The sequence below is a fragment of the Leifsonia sp. McL0627 genome, assembly GCF_058244615.1.
Genome location: NZ_JBZCGM010000002.1, coordinates 297,478 through 322,615 on the forward strand (window position 1 = coordinate 297,478; position 25,138 = coordinate 322,615).

A 25,138-nucleotide genomic window follows, 5' to 3' on the forward strand; every position below is an offset into this window, starting at 1 on the left:
TCGCGGAACTGCTCTGCCGGCCGGTCATTGCGCCGGGGTGAGTGTGAAGTGGTCTTCGGGGCGTGTGACGCCGGCGATGAACGCCGACAGCGTGTCGGCGCGGGAGTCGATGCGCCAGTCGTTGGTGGCCCTGACTCCTTCGACGTAGCTGGTGATCGCGAGGTTGAACCAGGAGAAGCCGATGATGTCGGCGTTCTCGGGTCTCGAGAATGCGGTGAAGAAGTCGGTGACCCAGGCCGCCTTGTGTCCTCCCGTCTCCGAAGCTCCGACCTCCGCGAGGATGATCGGCTTCTTCGTGATGGCGCGGAGCTGGTTCAGGCTCGGCGTGAAGGTGTAGTCGAACGTGAAGGACTGGTCGGCCTTGTACGGCGGGCGCAGGTAGCCGGAGAGTCCGACCCAGTCGACGTAGTCGTCGCCGGGGTAGAGCGCCGGCAGGAAGCCGTCGACCTTGTGCTGCGCCGGCAGATTGTTGACGATGTTGGGCGCCCAGACCCAGACCACCAGGCTGTTCGCCCCTTCGGCCTGGAAGATGTCGTGGACGTGCTTCCACATCTTCACGTAGTCGCCCTGGCTGTTGCCGTTGATTGAGTTGCCCTTGCCGTCGGTCTCCGACCAGGGGTACCAGATGCCGTTCATCTCGTGGTCGAGCCGGATGCCGAGCGGCAGGCCGGTGGCGACGATGTCTTTGGCGTACTGGTGCAGGTAGGCATCGAAGTCGCCCCCGATGATCTTCGGGAGGGAGTACTCCGGCGCAACAGCCGAGTCGTTGCCGGAGGCGATCGGCCTGGACTCCCAGGTCATCATCGGCATCCTGCCCTGGGCCCACGCCCTGGTGACGGCGTTGGCACGGAACGTCTCGTCCCATCCACTGAAGTAGCCGACCAGGTTCGGCTGCACGCCGACCTTGGCACTGGTCGCGTCGAACGTCGCCCAGTTGAACGGCGCCTGCTCGGTGTACATGCCGTAGTAGCGGCTCGCCGGCTGGAGCAGTTCGGCCTTGGTCGGGGCGGTGATGGGAGTCGGCTCGGTGACCGTGCCGCCGCCGTTTCCGGCGTTTCCGGTGCCGCCATTGCCGGAGCCACCGTTGCCGGTGCCGCCCGTTCCGCCAGCCGTCCCCGACCCGCCCTTCGTGCCGGTGTTCGCTGCGAGAGCGCCCTTCGCGCTGGCGAGCTGCGCCTTCGTCTGGGCGAGCGCCCGCTCAGCGGCCACCGCACGCTGCAGCGACGTGGCGAGCTGCTTCGCCGTCGAGGCCTGCGCAGCCAGCGACTTCTGCTGCAGCGACGTGAGCTTGCCGTTCTGGCTGGCGATGGTCTTCTTGGCGGTGCTCAGATTCTTCTGCAGGCTGGCGTTCTGCGCGGCCAGGGGGTTCACGGCGGTCGCCGCCGCGTCGACCACGGTGCGGACCGCGCTCGTCGGAGACGACCAGACGTAGTAGGAAATGCCGCCGAGCACCACGCTCAGCACGAGGAAGGCGGCCGTGGTCATCAGGGAGCGCGACTTGGTCTGCGCCCACCAGGTAACAGCTTTGTTAGACAAGGAAGAAAGCCTCCAGGGTCAGGATCGCGATACCGATCAGGTACGGGATGGCGGCGTACGGGTTGAGCCGACGCCGCTCAGCGCGAGCGGTCTTGGTCTTGGTCTTGGTCGTGGTCTTGGACTTCGTGGCCGTCGCCGCGCGGGTCTCTGCGCGGGTGGCGAGGGCGGTCGCCGTGGTGACGCCGCCGACGGACTCCGGGAGGACGAGCGTGTCAGGAGCCTGCGCATCCCGCTCGCCGGACGCCAGGGCGATCTCGTCGTCGCTGCTGATCTCGTTCGGGCCGCCGGAGTACGCACCGGAGCGGGTGCCCCATCCACTGGCGTGCGCCATGCGGAAGAACCCGATGAGACGGATCGGCATCAGGAAGAACGTCGAGACGATGATGAACACCGGCAGCCGGAAGAAGTCGGACGGCTTCTCGGAGAGGTGCCTGATCTGGCGGATCGACATGCTGATCACCGAGGAGGCGACCATCAGGGCGACGACCGTGAGGACACCGCCGCCGACGCCGTACGCCTGCAGGAACCCTTCGTAGAAGTTGTAGCCGTTGCCGGTGATCGACCGGTAGATCCATCCGGCCAGGACTCCCGCGAGCACGAACGGCAGCAGGATGTCGCTGATGAAGAAGAAGGCAAGCAGCGGGGCGTGGCCGAGCATCCAGGGCAGCATCCTGAGTGTGTTGTACTGGCTGCCGCGCGCCCAGCGCAGCTGCTGCTTGAACAGCTTCTTCACCTTGAGCGGCGCATCCGTGTACACCAGGCTGGTGTGCTGGTAGACGGTGCGGTAACCCTCCTTGAGGGTGAGGTTGGTGAGGGTGCGGTCGTCGGAGACCTCGAGGAAGACGCCGAGGAATCGCTCGGTCATGAACTTGTCCATGACGCGCATCAGGATGGACCGCCGGAACGCGATGGTGCGACCGGGGAGGCAGCCGATCTGGCCGACGACGCTTTGCGCCGGCATCGAGTACAGCGCCCGCGAGTTCTCCAGCCAGTCCGCCCAGCGGGTGATCCAGCTGCGTTCCGGCTCCAGGATGCGCTGCTTGGTGGTGACGCCGCCGACGCGCTCGTCCTTGAACGGCTTCACCAGTTCGGAGAGGGCGTCCGGCATCCAGACGGTGTCGGAGTCGACCAGGACGGTGATGTCGCCGGTCGACATCCTGGTGCCGATCATGACGGCGTTGCGCTTGCCGGGGATCGGGGTGTGCACCCAGCGCACCAGCGGCGCGAACTCCTCGCACACCTCGACGAGACCGGGATTGGGGGCGCCGTTGATGACCACGATGATCTCGCCCGGCTTCTGCTCGACCATGCGGCCGATGACATCGCGGAACAGGTCGAGCGGCTCGTCGACCACGGGGACGACGACGCTCGTGGACACCTCGAAGTCCTCGGTGTACGGGCGGTAACGGCGGGAGACGGCCACCTTGATGATCCAGATCACCCAGATGAAGGCGGAGTAGACGGCGAACAGATAGAACTCGGGATGACCCTCCAGCATGTGCCGGATTTGCAGAATGAAAATGAACACGGACGGGACCTCTCAGAGGATCTCAGGGATTGCATCCACGTCACTGGGGATCTGGGCGGTCGGGTTGGTCAAGTTGTATCTGCGACGTTTCACATCTCGCAAGTGGCCTTCGAGCGCCTGCTCCGGAGGCGGGCGGTCGACCCCAGCGTGCCCCTGTCCGCAGACACGCGGACACGATCCGGCTGTCGGCAGAATGGCGGACATGCCCCCATTCGGGGGAGGCGGAACGGCAGGTCAGATGAACAATCGTTCAGACAGGAGGCCTGATAGCTGGGAACGAGGTGAGTGCCGGTGGCTGAGGGGTTTGTACCCCGGACGCGGGTAGAAAAGTGGCGTGTGGGAGCCGGGGAGAGTTAACACAGTTGTAACAAACGGTTCACTTTGGAGGGAGGGACGGCTAGCTGGTGTTATTATCGAATTCGATAAGTTTGGAGGAGTCGTGATCGGCATGACTTTACGACTGCAGCGCAGGCAATCCGGGTTGACCTTGAGCACTGTCGCCGAACGATCCGGAATCGCCGTGCCCAACCTGTCGGCGATCGAGAATGAGCGCCGCGACCCGACGGCCCGCACTGTCGAACGCATCGCCGACGCGATCGGCGTGCGTCTCATCGCGGCCCCCCTCGGAGGACGCGCGACGGTCGCTGACGGCGCAGATGCCATCGGCACGGCCCTGAAACGGAACGATGCGCGAACCGCCTACCGCGCTCTGATCCAGGTCGCCGACGACCTGCGCGCCGACGATCCGGCCACACGATTCCTACTGACGCTGAATGCGCCGGCACCGATCAGCCCGGAATGGGATGCGGCCATCGCCGGAGTCACCGAATGGCGCCTCAAGGAGGCCAAATTGCCATCGCCCGCCTGGGTGACCGCGAATCGCGGGCTCGCGGACGCACAATGGTCGCCGCCCAGTTCCTCACTTGTGGCGCCCCTCGCGCCGAGGCAGGACCGCGTGCCTAGGCCACTGCGTGACCGTGGGGTGCTCATCGAGGCGGATGAGCTTACGAGCGTATGAGCGAAGCCACCGGCGCAGCCTCGGCCTCCACCGGCCCTCAACTCACCTTCACCAGGGACGACATCGTGGAGGGACTCCGCGATGTCGTCGCGATCCTCCGCGCATCCGGTCGCGCAGCTCGCATCCAGATCGTCGGGGGATCGGCGATCGCACTTGCATATCACGCCGAGCGAGTCGCGACGGTAGACGTCGACGGCCCCGTCTCACCTCGCGATGCGGTCCTGGACGCCGCCCAACGGGTGGCACGCGAACACAACTGGCGCCTGCCGCCGGCTCCGACCCTCCCTGACCTCGGCATGCCGATGGCTTAGCGTCGGCCGTCTCGGAGGGCGTCGGAATATCCCGGCCATAAATGTGTTTGCATGTTTATAGCTTGGCAATGGAGCCATGCAGCATCCATGCCGTTGAAACACAGGAGAACCATGTCCATCGCCGAGCTGAACTCGCGCGCTGCCGTGACCGCAGCACCCCTCATCCCCGCCCTCGCAGAGCGCTGGAGCCCCCGCGCATACGACCAGAGCGCCGTCGTCCCCGAGGAGAGCCTCACGGCACTTCTCGAGGCAGCCCGCTGGTCGCCGTCCGCCAACAACACGCAGCCGTGGCGGTTCGTCGTCGCGCGCCGAGGAAGCGCCGAGTTCGACGCCGTCGCCGCCGCGCTGATGGGGTTCAACCAGGCGTGGGCAGGATCGGCGAGCGTGCTCATCGTCGCCATCGCCGAAGTGATCGACGAGGACGGCAAGGAGCGCCGCTGGGCGACGTACGACCTCGGTCAGGCCGTCGCACACCTCAGCGTGCAGGCGCACCACGACGGACTGCACGTGCACCAGATGGGCGGGTTCGACGTGGACGCCCTGCGCACCGCTTTCAACATCGACGAGCGGTTCACGCCCATCTCCGTCAGCGCCGTCGGCGTGCTCGGCGACCCGGAGGGTCTGCCCGACCCGCTGCGCGAGCGCGAGCTCGCACCGCGCACGCGTGCGGCGCTGAGCGACATCGTCCTCGTCAACGCGTAGGGCGATCGGCCGGGAGCGCCCGGCGCCTGCCCGACGAGTGGTCCCGAATTGCCGTGCGCACCTGTGCACCACGGCAATTCGGGACCACTCGTTTTTTGTGGGCGCGACGCTGCGCTGGCGACGGAGGCCGTCGCCGGTTTGCCGTGCGCCGAGCGCGTATGGGAACATGGCCGGACTCAGACGGCCGAAGCAGTGTCGCGGGTCGTTGCAGAGTCGCAGCGTCCACGCGCTGAAGGAGAGACAATGACGACTCCGATCGCGACAGCGACGCCCACCAGCGGGAAGCTGAAACGAAACCTCGGGCTGTGGGCCATCGTGGGCCTCGGCCTGGGCTACATGACCCCGACCGTCGTGTTCGACACGTTCGGAATGGTCGCGAGGGACACGGACAACGTCGTGCCGTCTGCCTATCTGGTCGCGCTCGTGGTGATGATGTTCACCGCGGTCAGCTACGGCAAGATGGCGGGCGCCATCCCGAGCGCGGGGTCGGCGTACACCTACGTGCGCGAGTCCATCCATCCCAACGTCGGCTTCCTGGTGGGCTGGACGTCGCTGATCGACTACGTGCTGCTGCCGATGGTCAACTGCCTCATCATCCGCAGCTATCTCGAAGCGCTGTTCCCCGGCATTCCGGGCTGGATCTGGGTGGTCATCTACTGCGCCGTCGTCACGTCGATCATCTACTTGACGATGCGCGGCACCTCCAACATCAACATGCTGCTGCTGGTGTTCGCGATCGTGGTGATGGTGGTGTTCGTCGTCCTGGTCATCGCGCAGCTCGCCCAGGGTCAGGGCGCAGGCACCGTCGCCTCCGTGCAACCGTTCATCCACGACGGGGTGACGATGGGTGCTGTACTGATGGGCGCCACCATCGTCTGCTTCTCGTTCATCGGCTTCGACGCCGTGACGATGTATGCGGAGGAGGCGAAGTCGCCCAAGATCATGCCGAAGGCGATCCTGTTCACGGTGATCATCGGCGGCGCGATCTTCCTCATCACGTCGTACTTCACGCAGCTGCGCTTCCCGTCGTCCGAGGTGTTCCCCACGGCGGCCATCGAGGACAGCACGCTCCCCGAGATCGGCCTCCAGGTCGGCGGGCAGACCCTCCAGGCCGTGCTCACGGCCGCGGGCTTCTGCGCGACGCTCGCCTCCGGTCTCGCCTCGCACGCCTCGGTGTCGAGGATGCTGCTGGTGATGGGCCGCAACAACGTGCTGCCCCGCCGGTTCTTCGGCTTCGTCAACCCGAAGACGCACACGCCGACGCTGAACATCATCCTGGTCGGCGCCATCAGCCTGCTGGCGGCGGCGTTCACACTGGAGACGATCGCGGCGTTCATCAACTTCGGTGCGCTGATCGCGTTCACGTTCGTGAACATCTCGGTGATCGCGTGGTTCGCCATCCGCAAGGGACGCCGACACACCCCGCGCGACATCTTCACGTTCATCGTGCTTCCCGTGATCGGGATGCTGCTGACCGGGCTGCTCTGGGCCAACCTCCACGCGGACGCCCTGATCGGCGGCAGCATCTGGATGGGGATCGGCTTCGTCTACCTGCTGGTGCTCACCCGCGGCTTCCGCCGACGTGTGCCCGGCTTCGACGAGAGCCAGCCCGTTACGGGGTTCAGTAAAGCGGTCAAGTAGGCCGCGCCTCAGCCGCGAAAAGGACTTCGCCGCCCCTCAGCCGAATGTCCTCGACCACATCGGCTGGAGCAGCCGATGTCGTGACGACGGTGTCGAAATCCTGCAGGAAAGCGATGCGGAAGGACCCTGCTCCGGGGAACTTCAGGGAGGTGGCCACGAGAATGGCTCGGTCGGCCGCCCGGCACATTCGGTATTTGATGGTCGCCTCCTGATTGAGGTCCGTGACGACCGAACCGTCTGGGCGCACACCGCCGCTGCTGATGACGGCCACATCCGCGTGAATCAGATCGAGCGCCTGCTCTGTGAGAGGACCTGAGAGCGTCCCCGGCTTGGACCCGACCGTGCCACCGAGCAGAATGACCGTGCAGACGGGCGCGGTGCCCAGGATGCGCAGAATCCAGAGATTGTTGGTGACGATCGTCACGCGGCGATCGCGCAGGTGCCTGGCGACCGCGAGTGTCGTGTGGCCGATATCGAGGAGGACGACGTCGCCGTCACGGATGAGTGCGGCAGCCGCCTCGGCGATGTCCCGTTTCTCGGCCGCATCCGGGTCGGTGTCGTGGAATCCGTCATCGTCGCCCTCGACGCCGCCGACGTCACGGGTGCCCGCTTCCTGGATCGTCGCACCTCCGTGTACGCGCCGCAGGCTGCCAGTGTGCTCCAGCCTCTCGAGGTCGCGACGGATCGTGGTCCCGCTCACGGACAGCAAGGCGGACAGCTCTTCGACCGTGACGTTGCCGAGCGTGCGGACCTGTTCGACGATCGCTGCTTCGCGCTGATGGGCAAGCATATGCGCCTCTCTCTGGTGACTACACCCAGTATTCCGTGCTCATTTACGCTCATATTAACGGTGGGTGAAGCGCAATTGAAACCTAAAGCACAACTGTTGCCAGAAACGCGCAGGGAGAAATAGTTTGATCGTGCTCGCTTGAGCTCAGGCGAACTCCGAATTTCACCCTTCCCCTGGAGGCCCTCTTGAAACCCGCCCGTCTCCTCAGCTCGATCGCCGCGGTCGCGGCTGTCGGACTCGCCCTCGCCGGATGCGCGCAGAGCAGTTCGGCCGCGTCGTCCACCGACGGCGCCGACAAGAAGCTCACCGTCTTCCTCAGCGCAGACACCAACATCCAGGATCTCTGGCAGAAGACGCTCATCCCGGCCTTCGAGAAGGCCAACCCCGGATACACCGTCTCCGTCGATTTCGACCTGCACGGTCTGCACGACCAGCAGACGGTCGCCAAGCTCACCGCCGCGACCATCCAGAAGAAGGACCCGGGCTACGACCTCGTCGATGCCGGGTTCGTCTCGCAGGTCGCCGCCTCCGGACTGCTCGAGAACGTCTCCAGCACCGAGGTGCCCGGCCTGAAGGACGTGCCGAAAGACCTCGTCACCGCCGGTGGCAAGGGCGGCATCCCGTACCGCGGTTCCAGCGTCGTCCTCGCCTACGACACGAAGACCGTCGCCACTCCGCCGAAAACCCTGGACGACCTGCTCGCGTGGATCAAAGCCAACCCCGGCAAATTCACGTACAACTCTCCGGACACCGGCGGCAGCGGGCAGTCGTTCGTCACCACCGTGCTCGACCAGAACGTCTCCGCCGCCGACCGGGTGAAGCTGGTCACCGGCACGGACCCGAGCGTCGAGAGCTCGTGGGACAAGGGGTTCACCACGCTCGCCGGGCTGAACCCGTACGTGTATCAGAAGGGCGTGTACCCGAACGGCAACAACCAGGTGCTCGACCTCCTCTCGAGCGGCCAAATCTCGATCGCCCCGGTGTGGAGCGACCAGTTCGTCACCGGCAAGAAGAATGGCCAGATCCCGGCGAACATCGCGTACACGCAGATCTCGGACCCGTCGCTGACCGGCGGGGCGAGCTACCTCGGCATCCCCTCCGCGTCCCCGCGCAAAACGGGTGCTGAAAAGCTCGTCTCCTGGCTGCTCACCCCGGATGCCCAGGCGCTCGTGTCCGACAGCATCGCCGGCTACCCGGTGATTGCGCTGGACAAGCTCCCCGCCTCCGTGCAGGCCGAGTTCAAGGACGCCGACATCGCGAACCTGCGACCGTCGTATTTCGCGACCGTGTCTGCTGACCTGAACAAGGCGTGGGCACAGAACGTCCCCGGCAAGTAATGGCCACCGCCACCTCAGACCTGGTGGCAGCCGTCGCGGTCCGCAGCGCCAAACCGGCGCGGCGGACCGCGATGACCGGCTTCCTGCTCGCCCTTCCACCCGTCGTCGTCATCGCCCTCTTCGTCGGGGTGCCTGTCGTGCTGGCCCTCGCGTTCAGCGTCGGCTTCACCGGCGGCCTCAACTCGGTGATCGCCGCTGTCGGCCAGAACGTCCACCACGCCGACGGTGCACTGCCGACGTTCGCCGCGTACGGAGACGTCTTCGCCTCCGAGGCGTTCTGGCGGGATCTCGGGCTGACCATCGGGGTGACCGTCGCCAGCACGGCGATCGTCGTCTTTCTCGCCGGCGGGATCGGCCTGTATCTCCGCCTGCGCGGCGGCTGGCTCGCCCGGCTCCTCTCCGCGATCGCGATCGTGCCCCTGTTCATCCCGGTCGTCATCGCATCCTGGGCGATCCTCACGTTCTACTCGGCGGACGGGTTCCTGCGCAGCCTGCTCGCCCAGGTCGGCATCGACGGGCCCGTCTGGGCCTACTCCGCCGTCGCGATCGTCATCGGCTCCGCCTGGACGTCGTTGCCCTTCGCCGTGCTCATGATCGTGTCCGGGCTGCAGTCTGTGCCGGACGCGCTGATCGAGGCAGCGCGGGATGCGGGTGCGGGCACCGTCCGAATCGTGCGGACCATCCTGCTCCCGATGAGCGCCGTGCCGATCGTGATCGCTGTCACCTTCACCGCCATCGGCGTGATCGGCTCGTACACGGTGCCGTACTTCACGGGCCCGAACGCTCCGACCATGCTCGGCGTCGCCCTCGCGAGCTACTTCACCTCGTACAACCAGCCGCAGCAGTCGCTCGTCATGGCGTTCGTGGTCTTCCTCGCCGCCGCGGGCATTGGCGCGCTCTACGTCTGGGCGAACTTCCGCAGCGCCCGCCGCGAAGGGAGGATCTGATGCCGCGCGCCGTCTCCGCCGCCCTCCGCACATCCGGTGCAGCGCTTTTTGCGATCGTGCTCCTGGTGTTCGTCCTCGGCCCGCTCGTCTGGCTGGGCGCGCACGCGTTTGCAGACACCTGGACCTACCCGCACCTGTTGCCGGACTCGTGGACTTTGCGCTGGTGGGCGACCGTGTTCAACGACCCATCGCTCGGGTCGTCCATCCAGAACTCGCTGCTGATCACTCCGATCGTCGTTCTCGTCTCGGCCGTCGTCTGCCTCCCGGCGGCGTACGCGTTCGCCCGCTTCGAGTTCCCCGGCCGCCGCCTCTTCCTGATCGGCCTCTTCGCGACCAACGCCTTCCCCCGGATGGGACTGTTCGCGACGCTCGCCTCGCTCTACTACGCGCTCGGACTGATGAACACGATCGCCGGCGTGGTCGTGGTGCAACTGCTGGGCACGATCGTGTTCATGACCTGGATCCCCGCCGCTGCGTTCTCCGCCGTGCCCCGGGCGCTGGAGGAGGCTGCGCGCGACGCGGGAGCATCCCGGGCTCGCGTGTTCTTCACCGTCACGCTGCGGATGGCGCTCCCCGGCATCCTGGTCGGCGCCGTCATGGCGTTCCTCGCGGCGTTCGACGAGGCGCAAGGAACCTACCTGGTCGGGGCGCCGGACATCCTCACCATGCCGACCGAGATGTACAGCCTCGTCCTCAATTTCCCCAAACAGGTCGCTGCCGTGTTCTCGATCCTGCTCGCCATCCCGTCGGTAGTGCTGCTGCTCGCCGTGCGCAAGCACGTGATGGGCGGCCAGCTGGCCGAAGGCTTCCAACTCAAATGAAGGAGAACACAGTGAACTCCCCTGCCGACGCGACCGACGTGGCCGACGCCGCCGACAGCTCTGACGGCCTGCGCCTCGCCGAGCTCAGCAAGACCCTGGGCGGCCGCACCATCATCGACAACCTCGACCTCACGGTTCAGCGCGGCGAGCTGGTCTCGCTGCTGGGCCCGTCCGGCTGCGGAAAGACGACGACACTCCGGATGATCGCCGGATTCCTCTCGCCGGACGCAGGCAGCATCGCGATGGCCGGCCGGGACGTCACGCGCCTCGGCCCTGACAAGCGCCCGAGCGCGATGGTGTTCCAGAACTATGCCCTCTGGCCGCACATGACCGTCGCGAAGAACGTCGCATACCCGTTGCGGTTGCGCCGCCTGTCGCGCGCCGCGGTGACCGAGCGGGTGGATGCGATGCTCCAGCTGGTCAACCTCCTGCACCACCGCGACTCCCGGCCGCCCCGCATTTCCGGAGGAGAGCAGCAGCGCGTCGCCCTCGCCCGCGCGCTGGTGCAGGAGCCGGACGTGCTTCTCCTCGATGAACCGCTGAGCAACCTGGACGCGAAGCTCCGCGTGAAGGTGCGCGAAGACATCCGCGACCTGCAGCAACGTCTCGGGATCACCACGGTGATCGTCACGCACGACCAGGAGGAGGCGCTGTCGATCTCCGATCGCGTCGCGGTGATGAACGCGGGCCGGATCGAGCAGTTCAGCACGCCGACGGAGCTGTACGCGCGCCCTGCGACCGAGTTCGTCGCAACCTTCATCGGCTCGCTCAACCGGTTCGACGGATCGTTCGACGGGGCAAGGGTCGTCGACGGACCTGGCGTCGTCGGCATCCGTCCGGAGGACGTCGTGTTCACGCAGAATCCGGGTCCTGGCGCGATGCGCGCCGTCGTCGAACGGGTCGTGCCGCACGGACATTTCCACGAGCTGCGGCTCCGCCGCGACGACGTCACGCTGAACGCGTACGTGACCGGCGTGCCGCCGCGACTCGGCAGCGTCGGGTTCGCCACGGTCGAGTCCGCTCTCCAGTACCGCGACGGTCGCCTGGTCGACCACGCAGAGGCGGTGGTCGCATGATCCCGCGTCTCTCAGCCCATCGCGGCGACTCGTCGACGTTCCGGGAGAACACCCTTCCCGCCGTCCGATCGGCCATCGCGAAAGGCGCGGACATCGTCGAGATCGACGTGCGCCTGACCGCGGACGGCGACGTGGTCGTGCTGCACGACTCGACGCTCGAACGGCTCTGGAACGACGACCGTGCAATCGACGCGGTCCCCACCTCCGACCTGACGGCCTTCGGCGCTGCGGACGACCGGCCTCCCCTGCTGGCCGAGGTCCTTCCGCTCTTCGCCGACACCACGAGCCGGTTGGTGATCGACATGGACGACCCCCGCTTCGCATCGCCCGCGCACGCCGTCGCCGCCGCGTCGGGGGTGACAGTCGACTGGTGCGGCCACCTCGACGGGATGCGCATCCTGCGCTCCCTCGACGCGAACGCCCGACTCTGGTTGCCCTGGGACCACCTCCGGGTGCCATCGGAAGACGAGCTGGCCGAGTTGACGCCGGTGACGGTCAACGTGCCGTTCCCGATCGCCGACGAGGCGTTCGTCGACGGCGTCCACGCGCTCGGCCTTCCCGTCACCGTGTGGACGCTGGACGAGCAGGACGACTTCGTCCGCGCACTCGCTCTCGGCGTCGACGCCATCACGACCAACCGACTCGATCGGCTTCAAGCGATGCTCATGCTGCGAGCATCTCTACGCGAGGGAATGGCACTGTGAGCCCTGACGAACTGACGACCGCCCGCGACCTGGCACTAGAGCTCGGCAGCTGGGCGGCGGAGCTGACGCGAACACACCGGGTGACGACCGTGAGCACGAAGGTCGACCCCGCCGACCTGGTCACAGAACTCGACCGCGACATCGAATGGCATGTGCGCAAGCAGATCCTCGCCCGGTATCCCCACCACTCATTCGTCGGCGAGGAATTCGGGGGCGAGGCCGCGCCGGGCGTCCCCACCTGGTACCTCGACCCTGTGGACGGCACCACCAACCTCGCGAACGGGGTTCCGTGGACGGCGTTCTCCCTCGCCCTCGCCCGCGACGATGAGCCTCTCGTGGGAGTCGTCGCCGAACCGTGGCAGCGCACCATCTTCGATGCGATCGCCGGGACGGGTGCCCGCCGGGACGGCGTCCCCCTCACCATGACCGACAAGCCCACTCTCACCGGCGGCGTGGTGAGCAGTGAACTCGCCGGGCACCGGGCGTGGCCGGGAATGCGCAACCTTGCGGATGCACTGACCGACGCGTACTGCACGCTTCGGGTCATGGGTTCGGGAACTCTCGCCCTCCTCGCTCCCGTAGCCGGGCGCGGTGCAGGGGGGATCATCCATCGGTTCAACGCTGTCGACCACCTGGCCGCCTGTTTGATCGCAGGCGAGGCCGGAGCTGACGTCCTCGGCGAGGACGGGGCTCCGGCGTTGTTTCCTGCGCGCGGCGGAATCCTCGTGGCTGCGCCCGGCGTGAGCGGGGAACTCTACGAGATGTGGAGTGCATCCACGTCGGCTCGCGCTGGAGAACTGACGAGTGACGTCCCGACACGCTAGGGGCGCAGGAGCACCTTGATGGCGCGGCGCTCATCCATGGCCGCGTATGCCTCGGCGGCCTCGGAGAGCGGAAGCTCCAGGTCGAACACGCGGCCGGGGTCGATGGCGCCGGACCAGACGTCCTGCAGCAGCTCCTCGACGTAGTTGCGCACGGGGGCGACGCCGCCGTTCACGCCGACGTTGTTGCTGAACAGCGGGCGGACGGGAAGCTCGGGGCCGCCGTTCGGGACGCCGACGTAGCCGACCATCCCGCCGGGGCGGGCCGAGCGGATGGCCTGGTCCATCGACTCCTTGGTGCCGACCGCTTCGAGCACGCAGTCCGCGCCGATGCCGTCGAGCAGTTGCTTGACGGCCGCGACGCCGTCGTCGCCGCGCTCGGCGACGATGTCGGTGGCGCCGAACGCGCGCGCCAGCTCCTGACGGGACTCGTGCCGCGACATCGCGATGATGCGCGATGCCCCGAGACGGGCGGAGGCGAGGACCGCGCACAGCCCGACCGCGCCGTCGCCGACCACCACGACGGTGCTGCCATCGGTGACCCCGGCGGAGACGGCGGCGTGGTGGCCGGTGCCCATCACATCCGACAGCGTCAGCAGGCTCGGGATGAGGTCGTCGCTCGGGTACTCGGGCGTCGCGACGAGCGAGCCGTCGGCGTGCGGAACGCGCACCTTCTGGCCCTGGCCGCCGTCGGCGAAGCCGCCGATCTTGTCGTCGGAACCCCACCAGCCGCCGTTGAGGCAGGAGGTGCTGACGCCGTTCTTGCAGTTGACGCAGGTCATGTCGCAGTCGTAGAACGGCGCGATGACGAAGTCGCCAGGCGCGATCGTCTTCACGTCCGGCCCGACCTCCTCGACGACCCCGACGAACTCGTGCCCGATGCGGTGCGCGTGATTCGTCGGCGTCACACCGCGGTACGGCCAGAGGTCGGAACCGCAGACGCACGCGGCGACGACGCGCACGATGGCGTCGCCTCCCGTGGACAGGACGGGGTCGGCGACCTCTTCGACTCGGATGTCTCGTTCACCGTGAATGACCGTAGCAAGCATGGGGAGAAGCCTACGCCGCGAGAATGACCGAAACGTCATGCCCCTCGTTCGGGGCACGCACGGTGACGGCCTGATGAACAACAGGTGAAGCGCCAGCCACCGGATGCGCCGCCCTTCTAACATCGCTCCTGCCGGACTGTTCGGCCACACCCCTGACCCCTCGGCTGGAGGCCGCGCGCAATGTCGAAGCGTTCCCGACTCGCGGCGGTCTTCGCCGCCATCGGTGCGCTGATCGCCATCGCGGTGGTGCTGACCATCGCCGTGCGGCCCGGGCTTGCGAGCGCGGGGGCGGCGCATCCGGGGACGTATGCGGTGGCCGCCGGTCAGGATGCATGCGGGGACGGCTGGGGTGGAGGCGACGGAGGGGACGGCGGCTCGACGGTCGCGGGAGGCGAGCAGACGTTCACCGTCACGAACGGCACGGTCGCCGGCATGGAGGTGTACCTGCAGGCCGTCGACACGAAGAAGGTGTACCTCGACCTGGAGGGGCTGGGGGCCGGAGCGCACGCGACCGCGCGGGTCTCACTGGGCGCGGGGAGGTATCGGTTCATCTGCCTGCCCGCCGACTCCGATCCGGTGAACGGGCCGAGCGTCTCCGTCGGGCCGGCTCCCCCGTCCGCGCAGCTCACCCCCGGAATCGTGCCCGTCACCAGGAACGACCTCATCCCGGTGGCGAAGACGTACACGACCTGGGTCGCGTCGCGCCTCCCCGCCCTGCAGAAACAGGTGGCCGACCTGGGCGCCGACACTGCGGAGGGCGACTTATCGGCCGCGCGACGCGACTGGCTGACCGCACACCTCAGCTATGAGACCCTCGGTGCCGCGTACGACGCGTTCGGCGCCGCGGGAGACGCCGTGGACGGGCTGCCTGCGCCGGGCACCACAGCGCTGACCGACCCGAAGCTGACCGGGTTCCACCAGGTGGAGGCGCTGTTGTGGTCGGGTGCTCCGGCCGCGGAGGTCTCCGCAGCGGTGAGCGCGCTGTCCACCGCCGTCGGCTCCCTCGCTGCAGCGATCGCCGACACGGAGATCGACCCGGGCGCGATCGGGCTGCGCGCCCACGAGATCGTGGAGAACGCACTGCAATTCCAGCTGACCGGCGAGGCCGACGCCGCATCGGGAACCGAGCTGGCGACGGTCGACGCCAACCTCAGCGGCGCGACGGCCGCTCTCGACCCGCTCGCGAGCATCCTGAGCAGTCGGTACGACCAGCTGCCGCAGACGGTGGCGGGGATCGCGGCGACGCAACGGCTGATCGAGTCGTTCCGCGCCGCGGACGGAAGTTGGCGTCCTCTGGCGTCACTGAGCCGGAGCGAGCGGGAGCACGTCGACGCGTCCGTGGACCGGACGCTGGAGCTGCTCGCGCCGGTCGCGGCGATCTGCGACATCCGGAGGGAAGCATGACGGGCATCGGGAGGCGCGGGTTCCTGCAGGCCGCGGCGGCGGGGGCCGCGGTCGGTGCCGGGACCGTGGCGGGAGTGGGCGCTGTGGCGGGGGATGGTGCGCCATCTGGTGTCGCCTCCGGTTCGGCCCAGGCCACCACGCGCACCGAGTACCCGTTCCACGGCGCCCACCAGCAGGGCATCCTCACGCCGCCGCAGCGGAACGCGGCCTTCGTCGCCCTCGACGTCACGGCCGCGAACCGCGCAGAACTCGCCGACCTGCTCAAGACGGTCACCGAACGCGCCCGCTTCCTCGCCACCGGCGGCACTCCGCCGGACCCCGGCCTCACAGCGCCACCGCGCGACTCGGGCATCCTGGGCACCACCGTCGTTCCGGACGGCCTCACCGTCACCGTCTCCGCCGGGGCCTCCCTCTTCGACGACCGGTATGGCCTCGCAGCCGCCAAGCCCGCCCGCCTGCGCACGATGGAGGACTTCGCCAACGACGCGCTGCGGCGCGAGGTCTGCGACGGCGACCTGCTCCTGCAGGTCTGCGGCGCCGACCGGGATGCGGTCACCCACGCCGTCCGCGAGATCACCCGGGCGACCAGGGGCGGGATGCAACCGCGCTGGCGTCAGGACGGCTTCAGCTCGCCGCCGCGCCCGTCTGGAACACCGCGCAACCTGATGGGCTTCAAAGACGGCACGGCCAACCCGGCCGCCACCGACGCGAAGACGATGAGCGGGCTGGTCTGGACGGCGGCGAGCGGGGAGGAGCCCTCCTGGGTGGGCGGCGGCAGCTACCACGTCGTGCGGCTGATCAGGATGCTCGTCGAGTTCTGGGACAGGGTCAACCTGCACGAGCAGGAGAACATGATCGGCCGGCGGCGAGACACCGGAGCCCCGCTGACCGGATCGAACGAGCACGACGACCCGCACTACGAGCTGGACCCGACCGGGGACGTGATCCAGCTGGATGCGCACATCCGGCTCGCGAACCCGCACACGAAGGCCACCGACGACCAGCGCATGCTCCGCAGGGCATACAACTACGACTCGGGCATCGACGCCAACGGCAACCTCGACATGGGGCTGATCTTCACGGCCTTCAACCAAGACCTCGAACGTCAGTTCGTGACTGTGCAGAAGCGGCTCGCGAACGAGCCCCTGACCGATTACATCTCGCCGTTCGGCGGCGGATACTTCTTCGCGTTACCCGGCGCGCGAGACTCCGGCGACTGGCTGGGCAGAACAATGCTCGCCTGACGCCGCACAAGCGTTCGGCGCACCCCGTGCCGACGACCACACACAAAAGGAAGAAGGAATCGTGTTCAGACCACCACGTCTGCGCCGCTCCAGGACGATCGGCCGCATCGGCCTCGCCGCCGTCGGCGCGGTCGCGCTCGTCGGTGCCGGGGTCCTGTCCATCGCACCGGCATCCGCCACTCCCTCCCACTCCTCTCTCACCCTCACACCGATCAAGCACCTGGTCGTGATCTTCAATGAGAACGTGTCGTTCGACCACTACTTCGGCACGTACCCGCAGGCGACCAACGCCGACGGCACCCCGTTCACGGCGGCGAAGAACACGCCGAAGGTGAACAACCTGGTGACCTCGGGCGCCATCACCAACAACCCCAACCTCTACCCGCCGAAGCGCCTCACGCCCGCCCAGGCCGTGACCTGCGACCAGAACCACAGCTACGCAGCTGAGCAGCAGGCTGTGGACGCAGGCAAGATGGACCTCTTCGTCCAGAAAACCTCCACCGACACCTGCAGCGGGCAGTTCGGAGCACCGGGCCTCGCCATGGACTACTACGACGGCAACACCGTCACGGGTCTGTGGAACTACGCCCAGAACTACGCCATGAGCGACAACAGCTGGGACACCACCTTCGGGCCGTCCACGCCGGGAGCGCTCAACCTGATCTCCGGTCAGACTCACGGAGGCACCGCGTACGACCCGAAGACCGGGGCGACGCTGACCGCATCCACCGCAGTGCAGTCGCCCAGTGCATCCGGTGTCGGAACGGTGATCGGCGACCCCGATCCCGCCTACGACGACTGCTCGGACAACGACCACACGTCGACCTCCGCGGTCGTCGGAATGGCCGGTAAGAACGTCGGCGACCTGCTCAACAACCGCGGAGTGACCTGGGGCTGGTTCCAGGGCGGCTTCACGCCGACCACCGCGTGGGACGGGAAGACCGGCGACTACGCCAAGTGCGATGCGACCACGGCGAACATCGCCGGGGCGACGCCGAAGGACTACTCGCCGCACCACTCGCCGTTCCAGTACTACAAGTCCACGTCGAACCCGCACCACCTCCCGCCGACCTCGACGAAGGCGATCGGGCACACCGACCAGGCCAACCACCAGTACGACCTGACCTCGTTCGACGCAGCACTGTCGTCGAACAACCTGCCGTCGGTGTCGTTCCTGAAGGCGCCGGAAGCGCAGGACGGTCACGCGTCGTACTCCGACCCGATCGACGAGCAGAAGTTCCTCGTCAACGAGGTCAACGCCATCCAGAAGTCGAGCTCCTGGTCGAGCACGGCCGTCGTGCTCGCGTACGACGACTCGGACGGCTGGTACGACCACGTCGCGCCGAAGGTCACCAACGGGTCGTCGGACACCGCCGTCGACTCGGCGGTCTGCACCTCGGTCTCGCACACGGCCGGTGGCTACGCCGACCGTTGCGGGCCGAGCCAGCGCCTCCCGCTCGTCGTGATCTCGCCGTACGCCGCACAGAACAAGGTGGACCACACGCCGACCGACCAGACGTCGGTGCTGCGGTTCATCGAGAACAACTGGCTGACCGGCCGGATCGGCGACGCGAGCTTCGACACGCGCGCCGGTTCGCTCGGTGGGATGTTCGACTGGTTCCGTCCGCAGCAGCGCGAGGTGCTGTTGTCGCCGACCACGGGCGCCGTCACCGCGGTCGTCCCGACGCGTCCGCACTGGCCGACGCCGCCGCGCAACGGATGGTCGACCCAGCCCTAGCGCATCCCGCGGCTGGTTAGAGCATCGAGTGGTCCCGAATTGCCGCGCCGACATCCGGCGCACGGCAATTCGGGACCACTCGTTTGTGGTTAGTGGGTGCCCGGGCGACGGCGGAAGGCGACGGCTGCGCCGGCCGCGAGGAGCAGGACGGCGAGCAGCGCGAGGCCGGAGACGTCGAGGCCGGTCGCGGCGAGGCCGGTGCCGTTGCCGCTCGTCGCGGCGCCTGGAGCCGCGGGGGTCGACGGTGTTCCGGGTGCTCCGGGCGTGCCCGGCGTTCCGGGTGTTCCCGGCGTGCCCGGCGTTCCGGGTGTTCCCGGCGTTCCGGTGCCGGGGAGCACGATGTCGGTGCGCAGATAGCGTGCTGCCCCGTTCGGTCCGATGCCGGTCGCCACGATCGAGTGCGCACCGGTGAACCCGGCCGGGATGGTCACGGTCGCCGTCGCCGTGCCTGTCGCGTCCGCGTCGACCACGGCGAGCACCCGCGGGCTGGAGTAGATGCCGAAGGTGACGGGCGCATCCGGGGCGAAGCCTGTTGCGGTCAGCGTCAGCTTCTGCCCGGCCGTCACGCTGGACGGGACACCGGAGACCGGCGCGGTCGCGGTCGGTGGCAGCAACGGCAACGGCACAGTGGATGCGTCCGTCACGGCGATCGTGACCGTCTGGGTCACATCCGGCCGGCCTGGGGTGACGGCGGTGACGACGATGGTCGGCGTTCCTGCCGCATCCGTCGTCGTGCCCTGGATGCGTCCGGTGCCGTCACCGTTGTCGGCGAAGGTCAGCCCGGCGGGAAGGGCGCCCGTCACGGTCAGCGAGCCGACCGCCGGGTAGGCACGCGCCGTCGTCACCGTTTGGTCCACGGCTACTCCGCGGGTCACGGCGACGGTCGCTCCGCTGGTGAAGACCGCTGCCTCCGTGACCGTGAGCGTCAGCGCCTGCGACGAGGTCCCCGCCCCGTTGTCCGCGGTCACGACGAGCGGGTACACACCGCCGGTCCCGGCATCGGGCGTGCCGGACACGGTCGCGACCCCGTTGCCGTTGTCGGTGAAGACGACCCCGGACGGGAGGGCGCCGGACAGGCTGAGCGCCGTCGTGGCCGGGACGCCCGGCGTGGTGATGACGCTGAAGCCGCCCGTGCTGCCGACGGACAGTCCGACGCTCGCGGGGGACACGAACACCGGTGGCTCGGTCACCGTGAGCACGAAGGCCTGGGCCGCAGCGGGCGTGAACCCGTTGTTCGCCGTGATCGTGAAGGAGTACATCCCACCGGATCCGGGCGGCGGGTCGGCGACGAAGGCCGCCGTTCCGTCGTGGTTGTCCGTGAACGTCAGCCAGGAGGGAAGCTGGCCCGTTATCGTCAACGCGGCGTTCGGGAAGCCCGAGGTAGTCACCGCGATCGTCCGTGCGCCTGCCCCGGCGGCGGCCGACGCGGCGGCGGGGCTGGAGATGGTGGGAGCGTCACCGACGGTGAGGTGTGCGTCCGTATGCGCGCTGCCTCCCGCGTTCGTGAAGATCGCGCGGAAGATGCGACCGTCGTCGATGGTCCGCGCCGTCAGAGAGAGGGTGGTGGACGTCGCTCCGGGGATCGAAGTGAAGATCGTCCCTCCGTCGCTGGAGACCCACCACTGCACCGTCGCGGCGGGGAAGCCGCTCGCGGCCGCCGTGAAGCCGGCCGTCGCGCCGACGTTCACCGTCTGGTCGGCCGCGGGGAGGGTGATCGCGGGTGCGACGTTCACGACGATCTGGAACGACTGCGTCGCATCCGGGTTCACCCCGTTGGCGGCGGTGATGGTGACCGTCGAACTCCCGCCCGGTCCCGTCGGGGTGCCTGCGATGGTCGCAGTGCCGTTCCCGTTGTCTGCGAAGGAGAGGCCGGTGGGGAGTGCTCCGGTGACGGTGATCGCCGGGTTCGCCGGGAAGGCGAGCGCCGTGGTCACGGTGAAGGACGTTGCGACGCCGAGCGTGGTCGGCAACGTCGCAGCGCTCGTGATCCTCGGCGCCTCGTTCACGGTGAGGGCGAACGTCTGGACCGCCGGGGTGCCGACGCCGTTCGTCGCCTGCAGCGTGAGCGAACTCGCCCCGCCCGTGCCTGCCGCGGGCGTGCCCGCGATGGTCGCCGTGCCGTTGTGGTTGTCCGTGAAGGTGAGGCCGGTGGGAAGCGTACCCACCGCGCTGATCGGGTCAGGGGCGGGGCGGCCCGTGGTAGTCACGGTGAACGAGCCGGATGCGCCCGACCGGAAGACGGCGGAGCCGGCGCTGGTGAAGGCCGGTGCCTGCTGCACCGAGATGGTCAGGGTCTGCGAGACCCCGGACGGCAGTGCGGCGTTGGTGGCGGAGAGCGCGACGGAGGAGCTGCCTGCGCTGCCGGGGGCCGGCGTGCCGGAGATGGTCGCCGTGCCGTTGCCGTTGTCGACGAACGTCAGGCCGGTGGGGAGCGCGCCGACGGCGCCGATCGCCGGGACGGGGTATCCGGTCGTACGGACGGTGAACGAGGTCGGCACTCCGACGATCGCACCCAGAGTGGCCGGCGACGAGAACGCCGGCGCCGCATAGACGGCGACGGCAGCGGACACCGCAGCGCCGTCGAGCAGCGCGGTGACCGTGCCGGTGCCGCTGGTCGTTCCAGCGGTGAAGGTCGCGGAGGAGGTCCCTCCGATGAGCCCCGACATCACGGGCGAGACGGTGGAGTCGACGGGCTGCCCTCCACCCAGTAGACCGGCAGGTTCTGGAACGCGGTGAGCTTCGCGGGGTCGACGGCCGCGCCCGCGGAGTCTTTCAGCATGCTCGCGACCAGACTCGAGGTCGTCGCCGGCGGCACGACCTGAGCCGGGCTCGCCGTGACTCCGAGCGTGAGGTACGGGGTGTATGCCGCTGACGGCATGCCCGTCTGCCCGTCGCAGCCCCCGGCGCCTGGGCCTCCGGCGCATCCCCACCAGTTCTCGGTCGCAACCGCTGTTCCTCCGGTGACGGCGACGGCAGGGGACGTGTTAATGGTGATCCGGTTGTACTGGGCGGTCAGGGCGCCGCCGGTCACCGCGATCGCCGAGCCGTTCGCCCCGGTGTTGCCCCGGAAGGTCGAGCCCGTGATGCCGAGCGAGCCGCCGTTCAGCCAGACCGCGCCGCGGAACGGGCCGTTGGTCGCCGCGCCCGCGTTGTTCGAGAAAGTCGTGCGAGAGATCGCCATCGAAGCCGTGCCGGAGAGATCGGTCGCCGAGATGGCGGACCCGCCGTTGCCGTTGCTGTCGGTCGCAGTGGCGGTGTTCGCGGTGAACGTGCTGCCGGTGATCGACAGCGCCTCCCCTGCCACGACGCCCTGCGCCTGGTAGGCGATGGCGCCACCGGCACTGCCGCCGGCGCCGTTGCCGGTGAAGGTCGAGTCCGTCACGGTGAGGGAGCCGCCCATGAACTGGACGGCGCCGCCCGGGTTCGTCGTCGCGTTGCCGTTCGCGCTGTTGGCCGTGTTGTCGGCGAAGGTCGAGTTCCGGATGGTCAGGGAGTCCGCCGTGCCGGCGTTGCCGGAGCCGCCGATGAGCGCGCCACCGCCGTACACGTTGTCGACGCCGCCACGCACCGTGAGACCGTCGAGCGTGACATCGATGCCGCCGACCACGGACGGATCGAGCGTGAACACCTGGTGCTCGGTGTCGCCGACGATCGCAGGTGTCGCCCCGACGGCCGCCGACAGCGCGATGCTGGTTCCGGATGTGGTCCCCACGACCAGAGCGCCGTTGCCCGTGCTGAGCTGGTACGTGCCATTCGCCAGCTGGATGCTCCAGGCGCCGCCCGAGTTGTTGGCGACGCACAGCGCGTTGCGCAGGGTGACGGGGCTGGCCAGTGCGGTGCCGCCTTGGCAGGCGCCCGTCGCGTCCGTGTCGGCCGTGCTGGTGACCAGGACGCTCGACGGAGCGGCCTGCGCGGGAAGCGCTGAAGTCAGGATTCCGGCCGAGGCCAGAAGGACGGCGGTGGCGAGCGCGACAGCGCGCACGTGCTGAGACGGCATGGGCGGTGGGGGCTCCCTCTGCCAACCCGGGTCGCTGGCACTGCAAGCTTGGCGTGGGCGACGGGGTCGCGGCAAGCCGCCATGACCCCCTCTTCGCGGGTCAGAGCGCGACACCGACGATGCCCTAAGCTCGCAGTCGACCCCGCCGGCGACCCGACGCTGCGGTGCGCTCGCAGGAAGGACCCTCTCGTGCCGGAACTGACACGAAGAACAGTCATGGTGTCGGCGCTGAGCGGTCTCGGCGTCGCAGCCGTCGCCGTTGCGACACCCGCCGTTCCCGCCTTCGCGGGTGGAGCATCCCGAGCAGTCGGCACACCCGCTGCCGCCGAATCCGTGCCGGCCGGCGAGGTCGCACTCACCCGCTCGCTGTACACGCCGGCCGTCGGACGCCGCTTCGTCGCCGCCTCGGACGCGCGCAGCATCCCGATCGTCCTGACCGGCATCGAGGACATCGCCGGCAGCGCGGCCCCCGGCGACGAGCACCGGTTCAGCCTGTTGTTCTCTGCGGCCGGATACGCGGCGGAGGACGGCATCTACACCCTCAGCTGCGACAACGTTCCGACCACGACGCTCTTCCTCACCGCGATCGGTCCGCGCGGGCTGACCAGGCCGATGCAGGCGATCGTCAGCCGGAACGCGTGATGCTGACGGCGACCGTCGAGCTCCGCACCGCCACCCCGGCCGACGACCCCCTCCTCCGCGACGTGTTCGCCGACGCCCGACGCGACGAGTTCGCCGGGCTCGGGGACGACGCGCTCGCGCCGCTGCTCGACCTGCAGCGACGGGCACAGACGGCCGACCGCGCGACGCGGCATCCCGGCGCGATCACGTCCGTCGTGCTCGTCGACGGAGAACCTGTCGGGTCCGTCACGCTCGACCGAACCGCTCCGGATGGGGGAACCCACCTCGTCGACATCGCCGTGCTCTCCGCGTACCGCGGTCGAGGCATCGGTTCGCGGGTCATCGACGGCGTCGTGCGCTCGGGCGGACGCCTCACACTCAGCGTGTGGGCGCTCAACGTCGGCGCGATCCGGCTGTATGAGCGGCTCGGATTCCTGGTCGACGCCGAGCAGTCGGGCTACCTGTCGATGAGCAGGGAGCCGAACGCATGACGCACACGGCATATGCGCGCTGGAGCGCGTTCGAGGGCGCCGAGCTGGTTGCCGCGGACGCCCACGGGACGCGGTACCGCATCCAATTGGCGGAGGTCGGCGAACCGACAGTGAGCGGCGAGTGGGTTTCGTTCGTGCTCCGTTTCCGTGCGGGAACGGACCTCCCCGTTGAGCAGAACACCTACGAGATCATCGGCGACGGTATTGCGGAGCCCGTCTTCCTCGTGCCCGTCGGGCGCGACGACGACGGGCTCGACCTCGAAGCCGCCTTCACCGTCAGCAAGGAGCACGCATGAGCCAGCCGTACGTCGGAGAGATCAGGATGTTCGCCGGCAACTTCGCACCGGCGGGATGGGCGTTCTGCGACGGCTCCGTGCTCCCCATCTCCGAGTACGAGACCCTGTTCCAGCTGATCGGCACGACCTACGGCGGAGACGGCCAGGACACTTTCGCTGTGCCCAACCTCGGTGGCCGCATCCCACTGCACCGGGGGACGTTGCCCGACGGTACGACAATCCAGATCGGCGACGTGGCGGGCAGCGAGCAAGCGTCTGTCACCACGCAGCAGGTCCCGCAGCACACCCACCCGATCGCCGCTGCCGCATCGGCCACGACGACCACCGCCGCGGGCAACGTGATCGCCGGGTGGCAGGACGCGCCGTACAGCAACAGCAGTGTCACCCCGACCACCCAGCTGTCGCCGATGCTCGCGCAGTCCGGCGGCTCGCAGCCGCACGAGAACCTGCAGCCCTATCTGGCGGTAGCCTTCATCATCTCCCTGTTCGGCCTGTTTCCGAGCGCGACCTGATCCGCGTGAATCGACCAGGAACAGAGACGAGGACACACACATGACAGAGCCGTTCATGGGCGAGATCAAGCTGAGCTCGTTCAACTTCGCCCCCAAGGGCTGGGCGTTCTGCAACGGGCAACTGCTGCCGATCAACCAGAACCAAGCACTCTTCTCGCTGCTCGGCACCATCTACGGCGGCAACGGGCAGACGAACTTCGCGCTCCCCAACCTGCAGGGGCGCGTGCCCGTCGGCAGCGGATTGAACAGTGGACAGGGCTACACGCTCGGCCAGACGGCGGGCGAGTACACCCACACGCTGACGTCGTCCGAGATGCCGATGCACACGCACGGGGCGACCATCGGCGGGGCGCCGACCACCGCGTCCCCTGTCGGTGCGCGACTCGCGCAACCGGGGAAGGCGGCGTTCGCGGCCACCCCGAGCACCGCCATGGCCGCGATCGGCGTCACCCCGGTCGGCGGCGGCCAGGCCCACGCGAACACGGCGCCGTATCTCGCCATCTCGTTCATCATCGCCCTGCAGGGCGTCTTCCCGAGCCGAAACTGAGGCACAG

At 68.4% G+C, this 25,138-nt stretch carries 24 protein-coding genes; 18 read left to right on the forward strand and 6 right to left on the reverse strand.

All coding sequences use genetic code 11. The features are described from left to right. Positions 1-24 precede the first annotated feature (24 nt). Positions 25-1,536 (reverse strand): glycoside hydrolase family 26 protein, encoded by a 1,512-nt coding sequence (locus tag AC37TH_RS01885; RefSeq protein ID WP_490762660.1) that lies wholly within the window; start codon positions 1,534-1,536, stop codon positions 25-27. After that, positions 1,529-3,064 carry a glycosyltransferase gene (locus AC37TH_RS01890; protein WP_490762661.1) on the reverse strand — a complete coding sequence of 512 codons (1,536 nt, stop codon included), beginning with the start codon at positions 3,062-3,064 and terminating at the stop codon, positions 1,529-1,531. The genes AC37TH_RS01885 and AC37TH_RS01890 overlap by 8 nt, the downstream gene beginning before the upstream one ends. Positions 3,065-3,512: 448 nt before the next feature. Here AC37TH_RS01890 and AC37TH_RS01895 point away from each other — a divergent pair, with 448 nt between their 5' ends. The 4 genes from AC37TH_RS01895 to AC37TH_RS01910 all read left to right on the forward strand — a co-directional run bounded on the left by AC37TH_RS01895 (position 3,513) and on the right by AC37TH_RS01910 (position 6,736). Continuing rightward, positions 3,513-4,082 carry a helix-turn-helix domain-containing protein gene (locus tag AC37TH_RS01895; RefSeq protein WP_490763839.1) on the forward strand — a complete coding sequence of 190 codons (570 nt, stop codon included), beginning with the start codon at positions 3,513-3,515 and terminating at the stop codon, positions 4,080-4,082. Then, positions 4,079-4,393: a hypothetical protein gene (locus AC37TH_RS01900; protein WP_490762662.1), complete on the forward strand. Its 315-nt coding sequence runs from the start codon at positions 4,079-4,081 to the stop codon at positions 4,391-4,393. The genes AC37TH_RS01895 and AC37TH_RS01900 overlap by 4 nt, the downstream gene beginning before the upstream one ends. 111 nt (positions 4,394-4,504) lie before the next feature. After that, positions 4,505-5,095 (forward strand): nitroreductase family protein, encoded by a 591-nt coding sequence (locus tag AC37TH_RS01905; RefSeq protein ID WP_490762663.1) that lies wholly within the window; start codon positions 4,505-4,507, stop codon positions 5,093-5,095. Positions 5,096-5,338: 243 nt separating this feature from the next. After that, the gene (locus AC37TH_RS01910) at positions 5,339-6,736 is read left to right on the forward strand and encodes an APC family permease (protein ID WP_490762664.1); all 1,398 of its coding nucleotides are present in this window, start codon (positions 5,339-5,341) and stop codon (positions 6,734-6,736) included. Here the strand turns inward: AC37TH_RS01910 and AC37TH_RS01915 are convergent. Next, complete coding sequence (locus AC37TH_RS01915; protein ID WP_490762665.1) at positions 6,729-7,526, reverse strand: DeoR/GlpR family DNA-binding transcription regulator; 798 nt, start codon at positions 7,524-7,526, stop codon at positions 6,729-6,731. The genes AC37TH_RS01910 and AC37TH_RS01915 overlap by 8 nt on opposite strands. Positions 7,527-7,711: 185 nt before the next feature. Here AC37TH_RS01915 and AC37TH_RS01920 point away from each other — a divergent pair, with 185 nt between their 5' ends. Genes AC37TH_RS01920 through AC37TH_RS01945 form a run of 6 tightly spaced genes read left to right on the forward strand, consistent with a single transcriptional unit; the run spans position 7,712 to position 13,235 of the window. Continuing rightward, complete coding sequence (locus AC37TH_RS01920; RefSeq protein ID WP_490762666.1) at positions 7,712-8,863, forward strand: extracellular solute-binding protein; 1,152 nt, start codon at positions 7,712-7,714, stop codon at positions 8,861-8,863. Beyond that, complete coding sequence (locus AC37TH_RS01925) at positions 8,863-9,810, forward strand: ABC transporter permease (RefSeq protein ID WP_490762667.1); 948 nt, start codon at positions 8,863-8,865, stop codon at positions 9,808-9,810. Before AC37TH_RS01920 ends, AC37TH_RS01925 begins: the two co-directional genes overlap by 1 nt. Continuing rightward, positions 9,810-10,631: an ABC transporter permease gene (locus AC37TH_RS01930; RefSeq protein ID WP_490762668.1), complete on the forward strand. Its 822-nt coding sequence runs from the start codon at positions 9,810-9,812 to the stop codon at positions 10,629-10,631. Before AC37TH_RS01925 ends, AC37TH_RS01930 begins: the two co-directional genes overlap by 1 nt. Then, positions 10,628-11,707 carry an ABC transporter ATP-binding protein gene (locus tag AC37TH_RS01935; protein WP_490762669.1) on the forward strand — a complete coding sequence of 360 codons (1,080 nt, stop codon included), beginning with the start codon at positions 10,628-10,630 and terminating at the stop codon, positions 11,705-11,707. The genes AC37TH_RS01930 and AC37TH_RS01935 overlap by 4 nt, the downstream gene beginning before the upstream one ends. Next, positions 11,704-12,411, forward strand: coding sequence for a glycerophosphodiester phosphodiesterase (locus AC37TH_RS01940; protein WP_490762670.1), 708 nt, complete (start codon positions 11,704-11,706; stop codon positions 12,409-12,411). The genes AC37TH_RS01935 and AC37TH_RS01940 overlap by 4 nt, the downstream gene beginning before the upstream one ends. Continuing rightward, positions 12,408-13,235 carry an inositol monophosphatase family protein gene (locus AC37TH_RS01945; protein ID WP_490762671.1) on the forward strand — a complete coding sequence of 276 codons (828 nt, stop codon included), beginning with the start codon at positions 12,408-12,410 and terminating at the stop codon, positions 13,233-13,235. Before AC37TH_RS01940 ends, AC37TH_RS01945 begins: the two co-directional genes overlap by 4 nt. Here AC37TH_RS01945 and AC37TH_RS01950 read toward each other — a convergent pair. Continuing rightward, positions 13,232-14,281 (reverse strand): zinc-dependent alcohol dehydrogenase family protein, encoded by a 1,050-nt coding sequence (locus tag AC37TH_RS01950; protein ID WP_490762672.1) that lies wholly within the window; start codon positions 14,279-14,281, stop codon positions 13,232-13,234. The two genes, AC37TH_RS01945 and AC37TH_RS01950, sit on opposite strands and share 4 nt — an antisense overlap. A 180-nt stretch (positions 14,282-14,461) precedes the next feature. Between AC37TH_RS01950 and AC37TH_RS01955 the strand changes: the two genes are divergently transcribed. From AC37TH_RS01955 to AC37TH_RS01965, 3 genes are all read left to right on the forward strand, one after another. Then, positions 14,462-15,685 carry an EfeM/EfeO family lipoprotein gene (locus tag AC37TH_RS01955; RefSeq protein ID WP_490762673.1) on the forward strand — a complete coding sequence of 408 codons (1,224 nt, stop codon included), beginning with the start codon at positions 14,462-14,464 and terminating at the stop codon, positions 15,683-15,685. Further along, positions 15,682-16,929: an iron uptake transporter deferrochelatase/peroxidase subunit gene (gene efeB / locus AC37TH_RS01960; protein ID WP_490762674.1), complete on the forward strand. Its 1,248-nt coding sequence runs from the start codon at positions 15,682-15,684 to the stop codon at positions 16,927-16,929. Before AC37TH_RS01955 ends, efeB begins: the two co-directional genes overlap by 4 nt. A 61-nt stretch (positions 16,930-16,990) precedes the next feature. Next, positions 16,991-18,667: a phospholipase C gene (locus AC37TH_RS01965; protein WP_490762675.1), complete on the forward strand. Its 1,677-nt coding sequence runs from the start codon at positions 16,991-16,993 to the stop codon at positions 18,665-18,667. An 89-nt stretch (positions 18,668-18,756) separates the two neighbouring features. Here AC37TH_RS01965 and AC37TH_RS01970 read toward each other — a convergent pair whose 3' ends face one another. Both AC37TH_RS01970 and AC37TH_RS01975 read right to left on the reverse strand, forming a co-directional pair. After that, the gene (locus AC37TH_RS01970; RefSeq protein ID WP_490763840.1) at positions 18,757-21,333 is read right to left on the reverse strand and encodes a beta strand repeat-containing protein; all 2,577 of its coding nucleotides are present in this window, start codon (positions 21,331-21,333) and stop codon (positions 18,757-18,759) included. After that, the gene (locus tag AC37TH_RS01975) at positions 21,333-22,664 is read right to left on the reverse strand and encodes a hypothetical protein (RefSeq protein WP_490762676.1); all 1,332 of its coding nucleotides are present in this window, start codon (positions 22,662-22,664) and stop codon (positions 21,333-21,335) included. The genes AC37TH_RS01970 and AC37TH_RS01975 overlap by 1 nt, the downstream gene beginning before the upstream one ends. A 189-nt stretch (positions 22,665-22,853) precedes the next feature. Here AC37TH_RS01975 and AC37TH_RS01980 point away from each other — a divergent pair, with 189 nt between their 5' ends. From AC37TH_RS01980 to AC37TH_RS02000, 5 genes are read left to right on the forward strand one after another with little or no spacing between them, the layout of a single operon-like run. Next, on the forward strand, positions 22,854-23,306 hold the full coding sequence (locus tag AC37TH_RS01980) for a DUF6916 family protein (protein ID WP_490762677.1): 453 nt from the start codon (positions 22,854-22,856) through the stop codon (positions 23,304-23,306). Next, positions 23,306-23,776 carry a GNAT family N-acetyltransferase gene (locus AC37TH_RS01985; protein WP_490762678.1) on the forward strand — a complete coding sequence of 157 codons (471 nt, stop codon included), beginning with the start codon at positions 23,306-23,308 and terminating at the stop codon, positions 23,774-23,776. The genes AC37TH_RS01980 and AC37TH_RS01985 overlap by 1 nt, the downstream gene beginning before the upstream one ends. Beyond that, entirely contained in the window at positions 23,773-24,072 is a 300-nt protein-coding gene (locus AC37TH_RS01990; protein ID WP_490762679.1) for a DUF6916 family protein, read from the forward strand. Before AC37TH_RS01985 ends, AC37TH_RS01990 begins: the two co-directional genes overlap by 4 nt. Next, positions 24,069-24,584 carry a phage tail protein gene (locus AC37TH_RS01995; RefSeq protein ID WP_490762680.1) on the forward strand — a complete coding sequence of 172 codons (516 nt, stop codon included), beginning with the start codon at positions 24,069-24,071 and terminating at the stop codon, positions 24,582-24,584. The genes AC37TH_RS01990 and AC37TH_RS01995 overlap by 4 nt, the downstream gene beginning before the upstream one ends. Positions 24,585-24,624: 40 nt before the next feature. Further along, the gene (locus AC37TH_RS02000; protein WP_490762681.1) at positions 24,625-25,131 is read left to right on the forward strand and encodes a phage tail protein; all 507 of its coding nucleotides are present in this window, start codon (positions 24,625-24,627) and stop codon (positions 25,129-25,131) included. Positions 25,132-25,138: the final 7 nt, after the last annotated feature.